We start from the raw sequence: 12557 nt of genomic DNA on the forward strand, positions 1-12557 counted from the left end.
GGATGGTTCTATTTTGCTGGGTCTTCTTTTATCCATTTTTTATAGATGTCGTCATATCTTCCGTCAGACTTCATTTTTTTCAAAGAGGCGTTGATCTCCTTTACGAGGCCGGATTGGCCTTTTTTTACGGCGATTCCGTACGGCTCATCGGTAAAAGTGCCGCCTGTCAGCTGGTAGTTTTTATTTTCATCAGCCATGCCGTATAAAATGGCGTTATCGGTTGTAAGGGCGTCTCCCTGTCCAGATTTAAGCGCAGTGAAAGCTTCCGCGTAATTTTCAAATTCAAGCACTGTCGCATCAGGCGCTTTTTCCCTGATATTTTGTGAGGAAGTTGAGCCTTTTACCGCCAAAACCTTAGAGCCTTTACTGAGGTCAGCGGTGCTTTTCATCTTGCTTCCTTTTTTGACGAGCAGGGATTGGCCGGCTTTAAAATAGACATCTGAGAAATCAACTTCTTTTTTGCGTTCATCCGTTATCGTCATTGTTGCAGCAATGGCATCGATATCGCCGTTTTGCAGCATCGGTATCCTCGTTTTGGATGTGACTTCTTTAAACTCTGCTTTCTTCTCATCACCTAAAATATCCTTGGCGATTTGTTTGGCGATATCAATGTCGAAACCTTCAATATCTCCGGAGCTTGGGTTTTTCAGGCCGAATAATCTGGTGTCGGTTTTGACGCCGAAGACGATTTTGTCATTGTCTTTAATAGCGGCCAATGTATCTTTTTTGCTCCCCTTTGAATCTCCGCCCGTTTCCTTGCCTCCGCAAGCGGCTAACATGAAGACGGCCAAAAGTGAGATCAAGCCGAAAGATAACCATTTTTTTGCACGTGACATTAAAGTTCCCCCGTTTCTTTATCAGTGATTTAATATACGGCTTAAGAATAAACGCGCTCTCTCCTCGCGAGGGCTGGCGTAAAACTCAGCGGGTGCAGCTTCTTCTAAGATTGACCCGCCGTCGATAAATACGATCCGGTCGGCGACTTCTTTGGCAAATCCCATTTCATGAGTGACGACAACCATTGTCATGCCTTCTTTTGCGAGAGTTTTCATCACATCCAGCACCTCTCCGATCATTTCGGGATCGAGGGCGGACGTCGGTTCATCAAACAGCATGACTTCAGGCTTCATCGCAAGTCCTCTGGCGATGGCCACGCGCTGCTGCTGCCCGCCTGAAAGCTGTGATGGATAAGCGTCCGCTTTGTCCGGAATGCCGACTTTCTTCAAATAATATAAGGCAGTTTCTTTTGCTTCCTCTATTGATTGGTTCAGCACTTTCATCGGTGCAAGCATAATATTTTGCAATACGGTTTTATGCGGATACAAATGAAAATGCTGAAACACCATGCCGATATTGCGGCGGACTTTATTAATATCCGTTTTTTTGTCGTGGATGGCTGTGCCGTTTACCGTCAAGGTGCCTTCGTCAATCGTTTCCAGCTGGTTAATGCAGCGGAGAAGCGTGCTTTTTCCTGAGCCGGAAGGGCCGATGACAACCACTACTTCTCCCTTTTGGATGTGTAAATGAATGTTCTTCAGTACATGAAAATCTCCGTAGTGCTTATTTACATCCTGAAATGAGATCATCGCAATCCTCCTAAACAAAAATTTCAGACAAGTTGTGTCATATTTACTATCTTTATATGTTGATAATATTAACGTTACAGTGTATTATTCAGATTTTTTTTGATTTACGGCATATTTTTTGTAATTTCTGATAATTCATTCGATCAAGAGGTCTGCGTCATTAGGCTGACATTTACGAAGCGGGAATAATTCCTGCTTTCTGTCAAAAGATAAAGCAAGAGGTGAAACACAATGCTTCAAAAACCGCTGCAGCTCTTAATGTGGGTGGCAATATGTCTGCTCGTATTGTTAACAGTGTATGTCTTTTGTATGCTCGATATGTTATGGTCGCCCTTATGGCTTGTTATAAAATCTCTCTTTATTCCTATATTCATTGCAGTATTTATCGCTTATCTGCTGCTTCCGATTACTGAATGGCTTCACAAAAAAGGAATGCCTAGAACTTTAAGCCTGCTTTTGATTTATTGTCTGTTTTTCGGCGGGATCGGCTGGAGCGTTTATAAAGGGGTGCCCGTATTAATTGAACAGCTGACGGATTTGTCCGCGAGCATCCCGGACCTTGCTGAAAACTACAACAGCATGCTGCGGCATTTGCATAATCATACGGATCATTGGCCGGACGGCATGCATCACCGGATGGACAAAATGATTCAGCAGACGGAAGATTTTCTCGCCGGGACGATTGAAAGCACCGTCAGAAGCATTCGTTTTGTGCTTGATTATATTCTGATTGCGGCGACGATTCCTTTTCTCGTTTTTTATATGGTCAAAGACATTAACTTAATGAAAAAGACAGTCTGGTATTTGACCCCGAAGTCGTGGAGAAAAAGGGGCAGTGAGTTTTTGCGGGATGTCGATGATTCTCTCGGCGACTATATCCGCGGCCAGCTGCTCGTTTGTTTTTTGCTCGGACTTTTGGCCGGCGGTTCTTTTTGGCTGTTCGGTCTTCCTTATCCGCTCATTTTAGGCCTCATTATCGGAATTACTAACGTGATTCCGTATTTCGGCCCGTTTATCGGTGCGGTTCCAGCGCTGCTCCTTTCGCTGGCGCTGTCGGTTAAGGCTGTGATCGTCGTCATTGTCACCATCTTTATTCTGCAGTTTATAGAAGGCAATATCTTAAGCCCGCTCATTGTCGGCCGAAGCCTCAAAATGCATCCCGTCGTTATTATGCTTGCGCTTTTGGCAGGGGGAGAACTTGCGGGCATTCCCGGCATGATTCTCGCCGTCCCGGCAACAGCTGTGTTAAAGGTGATGGCCATTCACTTTTTGCGGATAAGGACGGAACATTGACATTCGGGCCTTGCTTGTCTATAATTTCGAGTAGAATACATACGAATCTCGAGTGACGGATACGAGTACGCCGAAGCCCTGTTTAAGAGAGAAGCTCCAATATGCTGAAAGGAGCTTTAACAGAAGAGCGGCAGAAGCTAATCCTGAGTGCAGTTAAAGGCTGCCGCAGTCCTGCGTTACGGGATGAAAGGTGACGGGCCGGCTGAGCCTGTAATCAGGGTGGTACCGCGAGACAGCTCTCGTCCCTGTGTGAACGCATAGTTTGCATAGGGAGAGGGCTTTTTTGCTGTCGCAAAAGAGAATTTCGGGTAGTGATAAGGAGGAATTTCGATGAAACACTTAACATCTGCTGAAGTGCGTCAAATGTTTTTAGATTTCTTTAAAGAAAAAGGCCATGCCGTAGAGCCGAGCGCCTCATTGGTGCCGCATGAAGATCCGTCTTTATTGTGGATCAACAGCGGCGTTGCGACGCTGAAAAAATACTTTGACGGCCGTGTCGTGCCGGAAAATCCAAGAATCGTAAACGCGCAAAAATCAATCCGCACAAATGACATTGAAAATGTGGGGAAAACAGCGCGCCACCATACATTTTTTGAAATGCTCGGAAACTTTTCCATCGGGGATTACTTTAAAGAAGAAGCCATTACTTGGGCGTGGGAGTTTTTAACGAGCGAGAAATGGATCGGTTTTGACCAAGAGCTTTTATCCGTTACGGTGCACCCGGAGGATGAAGAAGCATATGACCTGTGGGCCAAAAAAATCGGCGTTCCCGAAGAAAGAATCATCCGTTTGGAAGGGAATTTCTGGGATATCGGCGAGGGCCCGAGCGGACCGAATACAGAGATTTTCTATGACCGCGGCGAAAAATACGGCAATGATCCATCTGATCCCGAGTTGTATCCGGGCGGGGAAAATGACCGTTATCTTGAAGTGTGGAACTTAGTGTTCTCTGAGTTTAACCACAATCCGGACGGCACGTATACGCCGCTTCCGAAGAAAAATATTGATACGGGCATGGGGCTTGAACGGATGGTTTCTGTCATCCAAGACGTTCCGACCAACTTTGACACCGATTTGTTTATGCCGATTATAAAAGCAACAGAACGTATCTCTGAAGAAACATACGGCAAGGACGATGTGAAGGACACGGCTTTTAAAGTCATTGCCGACCATATCAGAACAGTAGCCTTTGCGGTAAGCGACGGGGCGCTTCCTTCAAATGAAGGGCGCGGCTATGTACTGAGACGACTTTTGCGCCGCGCTGTGCGATACGCGAAAACAATCGGCATCAACCGTCCGTTTATGTATGAGCTTGTTCCGACTGTGGCAGACATTATGGCGGTCTTCTATCCGGAAGTAAAAGAAAAACAAGACTTTATCGCAAAAGTCATTAAAACGGAGGAAGAACGCTTCCATGAAACGCTGAATGAAGGGCTTGCCATTTTATCCGACGTCATGAAAAAAGAAAAAGAAAGCGGCAGCGGGATCATCTCAGGAAAAGATGTGTTCAAACTGTACGATACGTACGGCTTCCCGGTCGAATTGACGGAGGAATACGCAGAAGACGAACAAATGAAGGTTGACCACAAAGGCTTTGAAGAAGAAATGAACAAACAGCGCGAGCGCGCCAGAAACGCTCGTCAAGATGTCGGCAGCATGCAGGTGCAGGGCGGCGCATTGCGTGATATTACCGCAGAAAGCACATTTGTCGGATACGATCGTACAAAGGCTGAGGCCAAAGTAATTGAGCTTCTTCAGGACGGACAATTAATCGAAGAGGCGCATGAAGGGGATACGGTTCAGATTCTTCTTGATGAAACTCCTTTTTATGCCGAAAGCGGCGGACAAATAGGCGATAAGGGCGTGCTGAGAAGCGGGCAGGCCGTCGTGAAAATTAAAGACGTCAAAAAAGCGCCGAACGGCCAGCACGTGCACGAAGGCAAAGTGGAAAGCGGAACTGTTCAAAAAGGCATCAGCGTTACGGCGGATGTTGAGGATCAAATGAGAAGCGGTGTTGTAAAAAACCATACGGCAACCCACCTGCTTCATCAGGCGCTCAAAGACGTCCTCGGCACACACGTCAACCAAGCGGGTTCACTCGTAACGGAAAACCGGCTTCGCTTTGACTTCTCCCACTTCGGCCAAGTGACAAAAGAAGAACTTGAACGCATTGAAGTGATTGTGAACGAAAAAATCTGGGCAAGCATTCCTGTAGCGATTGATCTTAAACCGATCAGTGAAGCAAAGGAAATGGGCGCAATGGCTCTGTTCGGCGAGAAATATGGTGATATCGTACGCGTCGTTCAAGTCGGGGATTACAGCCTCGAACTTTGCGGCGGCTGCCATGTTAATAATACGGCTGAAATCGGCTTGTTTAAAATCGTATCTGAATCAGGAATCGGCGCCGGCACACGAAGAATCGAAGCCGTAACCGGAAAAGGCGCTTATCAGGAAATGAACAGCCAGCTTGACCTGCTTCATCAGGCAGCAGATGAATTAAAGGCAAACGTAAAAGACGTGCCGAAACGCATTCAATCTCTTCAAGCAGAGCTGAAAGAAGCGCAAAGAGAAAATGAATCACTCTTAAGCAAGCTCGGCAATGTGGAAGCGGGCGCCATTTTGTCTAAAGTAAAAGACATCGGCGGTGTGAAAGTGCTTGCTGAAAAAGTAAACGCCAAAGATATGAACCACCTGCGTACAATGGTGGATGAATTGAAGGCAAAACTCGGTTCTGCGGTTATTATCCTGGGAGCGGTGCAAAATGATAAGGTCAATCTTTCAGCAGGGGTAACAAAAGATCTGATCGAAAAAGGGCTTCATGCCGGCAAGATGGTCAAACAAGCAGCAGAAGTTTGCGGCGGAGGCGGCGGAGGCCGTCCGGACATGGCGCAGGCCGGCGGAAAGCAGCCTGAGAAATTGGAAGAGGCCCTCACTTCTGCAGAAGATTGGATAAAATCCGTTTTATAATCCTTTCAACTAGTGTAGAATGATGATAAGATGAGGACCTCAGGCTGAACTTTGCCTGCGAATTTGGGAAAGAGGTGCAAAGCGGTGAGCTCGTTTGATAAAACGATGAAATTTAATTTCTCCGATGATTCTGCTGAAACAAACGTCCAAGAAGTGCTGATTACGGTATATGACGCGCTTCAGGAAAAGGGGTACAATCCTATCAACCAGATTGTCGGATACTTGCTGTCAGGAGATCCTGCATACATTCCTAGGCATCGCGACGCCCGGAACTTAATTCGTAAATTGGAACGCGACGAATTAATTGAGGAATTGGTAAAATCCTATCTAGAACAGCATAAAGAGGCGTAAACAAACTCATGAGAATACTGGGACTTGATTTGGGAACAAAAACACTCGGCGTTGCTTTGAGCGATGAGATGGGCTGGACGGCCCAGGGCATCGAGACGATAAAAATAAACGAAGCGGAAGGAGAATACGGGCTTGCCCGTTTATCCGAGCTGATAAAGGACTATACTGTAGATAAAATCGTGCTCGGCTTTCCGAAAAACATGAACGGAACGATCGGCCCGAGAGGCGAAGCCAGCCAAACATTTGCGAAACTGCTTGAAACAACGTACAATGTTCCTGTTGTGCTGTGGGACGAGCGTCTGACGACGATGGCGGCTGAAAAAATGCTGATCGCGGCTGACGTCAGCAGGCAAAAACGAAAAAAAGTCATTGATAAAATGGCGGCTGTCATGATTCTTCAAGGATATTTGGACAGCCTAAACTAAAGCCAGAGGTGAAAAACAATGGAACACGGCGAAAAACACATTACGATTGTCGATGATCAAGGAAACGAACAGCTTTGTGAAGTGCTGTTTACATTTGAAAACGACGAATTTAACAAATCTTACGTACTTTACTATCCGATTGATGCTCAGGATGATGAAGAGATCGAAATTCACGCTTCAAGCTTCGAGCCGAATGAAAACGGAGAAGACGGCGAACTGATGCCGATCGAAACTGATGAAGAGTGGGAAATGATCGAAGAAACGCTGAATACGTTTTTAGCGGATGAAGACGAAGAATAAGCCGAAAGTAAAAGCCGGAGCCGATAAGTGCTCCGGCTTTTTTTGTTTGTAATAAATTGCCGAATGCACCCGAATCATGTAGTATAGGAGCTGTTGGGAGGAAAAAACTTGTATGAATATCAATCAGCCTAAAAATTCAGTTCTGCAAAAAAACAAAAAAATGACTATAATACTGTCCTCCGTGATTGCTGTTCTCATCATCATCGGCGGTGCTTTTTTCTATGGAAAATCATTGCTTGCGCCAGTTGAAAAAGGCAGTAAAACGACAGTAAATATTAACATTCCGAGCGGATCTTCGGTATCAGCTATAGCGGCTGTCCTTGAGGATCAGCATGTTATCAAAAGCAAGATGGCGTTTCAGCTTTATGTAAAATATAAAGGGGCTTCCGGATTTCAGGCCGGTTACTACCACCTGAACAAAGGCATGGACGCGGATGCAATTATCAAAAAACTGACCGCAGGCTCAACGGGCTATGCGTTCCAAATCACCGTTCCGGAGGGAAAACAGCTCACCCAAATAGCCGACGCGATCGCAAAGGAAACGTCATTTTCAAAACAACAGATCATGGCTAAGCTTGATGACGAAACCTTCATAGCCAAATTGAAAAAACAATTTCCCGATACGATAACGGACGCACTTTCCAATAAGAAGCTGAAGCACCCGCTCGAAGGCTATCTGTATCCGGCTACATACCCGTTTAACGATCCGGATACATCCCTTGACGCGATTCTGACGGCTATGGTTCAGGAGACAAATACCCGCGTCGAAACGTACAAATCGGTGCTTGCGAAAAAGAAACTTTCCGTGCATAACGCACTTACGATGGCATCGCTCATTGAAGAAGAAGCAACGGCGAAAGCCGACCGCCATAAAATCGCAAGCGTATTTTACAACAGGCTTAAAGAAAAGATGCCGCTTCAAACCGACCCGACTGTTTTATATGCGGCGGGCAAACATAAAAGCCGTGTCTATTATAAAGATCTGAAAATCGATTCTCCGTACAACACGTACAAACATAAGGGCCTGCCGCCGGGGCCGATTGCCAATGCCGGCGATTCTTCATGGGAAGCAGCGCTTAACCCGGACAAAACCGACTTCCTCTATTTCTTGGCAAAATCAAACGGTGAAGTTGTTTTTACGAAAACTTTAAAAGAACATAATAAGGCGAAGGAAAAGTATATTTCCAAAAAAGACAGCGAATAAAGGAGAGCAAAAGCTCTCCTTTTATTCCATTCTAAAAGGTTTTATGATAAAATATATCGGGTTGTTTACTTATAGAAAGAAGTGTCTTAGAGAGTGTCCCCGCGGATTCGATTGGGGCGCTCCTTTTTAGAACGGAGGCTGTTTGCCGTGAATGATCGGTATGAACAAATAAATGAGTATATAAACGCATTGCTGAAGCCTCGGCCTGATAAAGTGAAAAAGCTTGAAGCCTATGCAAAAGAACATCATGTTCCGATTATGGAAGAAGCGGGCATCGAGGTGCTGCTTCAAATGCTGTCTATTCAACAGGCGAAAAATATTTTAGAAATCGGTACGGCAATCGGATATTCCGCGATTCGTATGGCATCAGAGCTGCCGGAAGCGGACATTTACACGATTGAACGTGATGAAAAACGTTATGAAGAAGCTGTGAACAATATAAAAGACTTTGAACTGGATGCTCGGATTCACGTACTATACGGGGATGCGCTGGAGCTTTCGGAGTCTGTACGTGTCACGGCTCCTTATGATGCGATTTTTATCGACGCGGCCAAAGGCCAATATACGAACTTTTTTGAGCTCTATGAACCGATGCTTGCGCCGGACGGGGTTATTTTTACAGATAACGTGCTGTTTAAAGGGCTGGTGGCGGAGGACCATTCACAAATTGAGCCGAAAAGAAGACGGAAGCTCGTCGAAAAAATCGATCGATATAACCATTGGCTGATGAACCGTCCTGACTATCAAACGGTCATACTGCCGATCGGAGACGGTATTGCCATTAGTAAAAAGAAGAGGTGACGATCATGAAAAAACCTGAGCTTTTGGTAACGCCGACAGCGGTGCAGGATATCCTGCCGCTTATAAAAGCAGGCGCAACGGCGCTGTTAGTCGGGGAACAAAGATACGGCCTGAGACTGGCCGGGGAATTTTCAAGAGAAGATATTAAAGAAGCTGCAGCCATTGCCCATAAAGAGGGCGTGAAAGTGTATGCGGCTGTGAACGCCATTTTTCATAATGAAAAAGTGGACGGGCTTAACGGCTACCTTGCCTTTCTGCAAGAAGCCGGCGTCGATGCGGCAGTATTCGGAGATCCGGCCGTTTTAATGGCGGCGCGGGAAGCAGCTCCTGACCTCAAGCTCCACTGGAGCACCGAAACAACGGGAACAAACTATTACTCCTGCAACTATTGGGGGCGCAAAGGCGCAGCCCGCGCGGTGCTGGCAAAGGAATTAAATATGGACAGCATCGTTGAGATTAAAGAAAATGCCGAAGTGGAAATTGAAGTTCAAGTCCACGGCATGACCTGCATGTTTCAGTCAAAACGTTCATTAGTCGGCCATTATTTCGAATACCAAGGCAAGATCATGGACATTGAACAGAAGAAAAAAGAAGCGGGCATGTTTCTGCATGACAAAGAACGGGGCAATAAATATCCGATTTTTGAGGATGAAAACGGCACGCATATCATGAGCCCGAACGATGTGTGCATCATAGACGAATTAGAGGATCTGATTGACGCAGGCGTAGATTCATTTAAAATCGACGGCGTCCTGAAGTCTCCGGAATACTTAGTTGAAGTGACCCGCATGTACAGGGAAGCGATTGATTTATGCGCTGACAGCCGGGAAGCATACGAAGATCAAAAAGAGAGCTGGATAGAGCGGATTGAAAGCATTCAGCCTGTGAACAGAAAGATAGACACAGGATTTTTCTTTAAAGAAACGGTCTATTAAAAAGGAGGGTGTAACGGATGACTGCACAAAATCAAACCATTTCCAAAGTCGTAAACGGAAAACGCGTCATTACGAAAAAACCTGAACTCCTTGCTCCGGCAGGAAACCTGGAAAAATTAAAAATCGCCGTCCACTACGGGGCGGATGCGGTTTTTATCGGAGGACAGGAATATGGACTGCGTTCCAATGCTGATAACTTCTCTATAGAAGAAATTGCAGAGGGCGTAGAATTTGCCAAAAAATACGGGGCGAAAATATACGTGACAACAAACATTTTTGCCCATAATGAAAATATGGACGGTCTTGAGGAATACTTAAAAGCGTTAGGAGACGCGAAGGTGGCCGGGATCATCGTCGCTGATCCGCTGATCATTGAAACATGCCGGAGAGTGGCGCCGGACGTAGAAATCCATCTCAGCACGCAGCAGTCTCTTTCAAACTGGAAAGCGGTCCAGTTCTGGAAAGAAGAAGGCCTTGACCGCGTGGTGCTGGCCCGTGAAACGAGCGGACTGGAAATCAAAGAGATGAAAGAGAAAGTGGATATAGAAATCGAAACCTTTATCCACGGTGCAATGTGTATCGCCTATTCAGGCCGCTGTGTACTGAGCAATCACATGACGGCGCGTGATTCCAACCGCGGCGGCTGCTGCCAGTCGTGCCGCTGGGACTATGATCTGTATCAGACAGACGGAGCAAACGCGATCGCACTGTACGACGACGGAGACGCGCCGTTTGCAATGAGCCCGAAAGATTTAAAATTGATTGAATCCATTCCGCAAATGATCGAGATGGGCATCGACAGCCTGAAGATTGAAGGCCGGATGAAATCTATCCATTATGTCGCAACGGTTGTCAGCGTCTATCGCAAAGTCATTGACGCATACTGCGCCGATCCTGAGAACTTTACCATCCAAAAAGAATGGCTTGAAGAACTGGATAAGTGCGCAAACAGAGATACAGCGCCCGCTTTCTTTGAAGGCACACCGGGCTTTGAGGAGCAGATGTTTGGAGAGCACGGTAAGAAAACAACATTTGATTTTGCCGGCCTTGTGCTCGCATATAACGAAGAAACTCAAATGGTGACGCTCCAGCAGCGCAATTTCTTTAAACAAGGTGACGAAGTGGAATTTTTCGGACCGGAAATCGAGAATTTCACATACACCATCGGCACTATTTGGGACGAAGACGGAAACGAGCTTGATGCTGCCCGCCATCCCCTGCAAATCGTTACTTTTAAAGTAGACAAAAAGATTTATCCGAGCAACATGATGAGAAAGGGGAAGTAATTACTAATGGGTAAGAGTCCTGTAGTTATAGGCATCGCGGGAGGTTCCGGATCAGGAAAAACAAGCGTCACCCGTTCCATTTACGAACAGTTTAAAGGGCACTCGATTTTAATGATCCAGCAAGACCTTTATTATAAAGACCAAAGCCATCTTCCTTTTGAAGAAAGGCTGAACACAAACTACGATCACCCGCTCGCATTTGATAATGACTATTTAATCGAGCATATTCAGGAGCTTTTGAATTACCGGCCGATTGAAAAACCGATCTACGACTATAAAATTCATACGCGCTCTGAGGAAACCGTTCCGGTTGAGCCGAAGGATGTCATTATTTTAGAAGGCATTCTCGTTTTAGAAGATAAGAGACTTCGCGACTTAATGGATATTAAGCTGTATGTCGATACTGACGCCGATCTTCGTATCATCAGACGGATTATGAGAGATATTAACGAAAGAGGCCGCTCAATTGATTCAGTCATCGAACAATATGTGTCCGTCGTCAGACCGATGCACAATCAGTTCGTAGAGCCGACAAAACGCTATGCGGATATCATTATTCCGGAGGGCGGCCAAAATCACGTCGCGATCGATCTGATGGTCACGAAGATTCAAACGATCCTTGAACAAAATGCAATTTTGTAATACCATAGCATAGACATAAATAACTCAGACCATATTATGTATAGGCTGGAAGGGAATGCGACAGTTCCCTTCTTTCCCTGTTTATAAACCGAAATATTTGCAGAAAACGCACCATTCAGTTTAAGATAAACAGTACCTATATGGGAGAGAAGAACGAGGACTGCCCTGTGTTCTCATTCTTGATTTTTTCGTTTATGCTCTCATACATAATCAAACGTTATTGTTGAGGGACAACCACCAAGGAGTGAAGGAACATGGCACAAGAAAAAGTTTTTCCGATGACTGAAGAAGGAAAACAAAAACTTGAACAAGAATTAGAGCAATTGAAAACGGTTAAACGTAAAGAAGTAGTGGAACGCATTAAAATCGCAAGAAGCTTCGGAGATCTTTCCGAGAACTCTGAGTACGATTCTGCAAAAGAAGAACAGGCATTTGTGGAAGGGCGTATCACAACGCTGGAAAACATGATCCGCAATGCGAAGATCATTGAAGACGACGGCGGTTCAAATGTAGTCGGCTTAGGAAAAACAGTCTCATTCATTGAATTGCCTGACGGTGAAGAAGAATCTTACACCATCGTCGGAAGCGCTGAAGCTGACCCGTTTGAAGGAAAAATTTCAAACGACTCGCCAATCGCGAAAAGCCTGCTCGGCAAAAAAGTGGACGATGAAGTCACAGTACAGACGCCGGGCGGAGAAATGCTCGTGAAAATTGTGAAAATTTCATAAGATCCGTTTAACAATGAAACACCTCGTCCAAAATGTGGA

General features: G+C 45.6%; 13 protein-coding genes. 11 read left to right on the forward strand and 2 right to left on the reverse strand.

The window, feature by feature from the left end:
* Positions 1-8: 8 nt before the first annotated feature.
* Positions 9-836: a transporter substrate-binding domain-containing protein gene (locus KY305_RS08750; protein ID WP_223062206.1), complete on the reverse strand. Its 828-nt coding sequence runs from the start codon at positions 834-836 to the stop codon at positions 9-11.
* A 21-nt stretch (positions 837-857) separates the two neighbouring features.
* The gene (locus tag KY305_RS08755; RefSeq protein WP_223062207.1) at positions 858-1586 is read right to left on the reverse strand and encodes an amino acid ABC transporter ATP-binding protein; all 729 of its coding nucleotides are present in this window, start codon (positions 1584-1586) and stop codon (positions 858-860) included.
* A 231-nt stretch (positions 1587-1817) separates the two neighbouring features.
* On the opposite strand from KY305_RS08755, the gene KY305_RS08760 reads away from it, so the two are divergent.
* The 11 genes from KY305_RS08760 to greA all read left to right on the forward strand — a co-directional run bounded on the left by KY305_RS08760 (position 1818) and on the right by greA (position 12518).
* Entirely contained in the window at positions 1818-2879 is a 1062-nt protein-coding gene (locus KY305_RS08760) for an AI-2E family transporter (RefSeq protein ID WP_223062208.1), read from the forward strand.
* Positions 2880-3209: 330 nt separating this feature from the next.
* Positions 3210-5846 (forward strand): alanine--tRNA ligase, encoded by a 2637-nt coding sequence (alaS, locus tag KY305_RS08765; RefSeq protein ID WP_223062209.1) that lies wholly within the window; start codon positions 3210-3212, stop codon positions 5844-5846.
* 84 nt (positions 5847-5930) lie between these two features.
* The gene (locus KY305_RS08770; protein WP_214798205.1) at positions 5931-6197 is read left to right on the forward strand and encodes an IreB family regulatory phosphoprotein; all 267 of its coding nucleotides are present in this window, start codon (positions 5931-5933) and stop codon (positions 6195-6197) included.
* An 8-nt stretch (positions 6198-6205) separates the two neighbouring features.
* Positions 6206-6622, forward strand: a complete 417-nt coding sequence (gene ruvX, locus KY305_RS08775) for a Holliday junction resolvase RuvX (protein WP_214798207.1) — start codon at positions 6206-6208, stop codon at positions 6620-6622.
* Positions 6623-6640: 18 nt separating this feature from the next.
* The gene (locus KY305_RS08780; RefSeq protein ID WP_214798209.1) at positions 6641-6922 is read left to right on the forward strand and encodes a DUF1292 domain-containing protein; all 282 of its coding nucleotides are present in this window, start codon (positions 6641-6643) and stop codon (positions 6920-6922) included.
* A gap of 112 nt (positions 6923-7034) precedes the next feature.
* The gene (gene mltG / locus KY305_RS08785; protein WP_223062210.1) at positions 7035-8126 is read left to right on the forward strand and encodes an endolytic transglycosylase MltG; all 1092 of its coding nucleotides are present in this window, start codon (positions 7035-7037) and stop codon (positions 8124-8126) included.
* A 147-nt stretch (positions 8127-8273) separates the two neighbouring features.
* Positions 8274-8927: an O-methyltransferase gene (locus tag KY305_RS08790; protein ID WP_223062211.1), complete on the forward strand. Its 654-nt coding sequence runs from the start codon at positions 8274-8276 to the stop codon at positions 8925-8927.
* Between the two features lie 5 nt (positions 8928-8932).
* Positions 8933-9862, forward strand: a complete 930-nt coding sequence (locus KY305_RS08795; RefSeq protein WP_223062212.1) for a peptidase U32 family protein — start codon at positions 8933-8935, stop codon at positions 9860-9862.
* A 17-nt stretch (positions 9863-9879) separates the two neighbouring features.
* On the forward strand, positions 9880-11148 hold the full coding sequence (locus KY305_RS08800) for a peptidase U32 family protein (protein WP_223062213.1): 1269 nt from the start codon (positions 9880-9882) through the stop codon (positions 11146-11148).
* A gap of 6 nt (positions 11149-11154) precedes the next feature.
* Positions 11155-11790: a uridine kinase gene (gene udk / locus KY305_RS08805; RefSeq protein WP_061522883.1), complete on the forward strand. Its 636-nt coding sequence runs from the start codon at positions 11155-11157 to the stop codon at positions 11788-11790.
* 254 nt (positions 11791-12044) lie between these two features.
* Positions 12045-12518: a transcription elongation factor GreA gene (gene greA / locus KY305_RS08810; RefSeq protein ID WP_223062214.1), complete on the forward strand. Its 474-nt coding sequence runs from the start codon at positions 12045-12047 to the stop codon at positions 12516-12518.
* The last annotated feature ends 39 nt before the right edge of the window (positions 12519-12557 follow it).

Source organism: Bacillus sp. YC2 (assembly GCF_019891195.1).
Lineage (GTDB): Bacteria > Bacillota > Bacilli > Bacillales > Bacillaceae > Bacillus.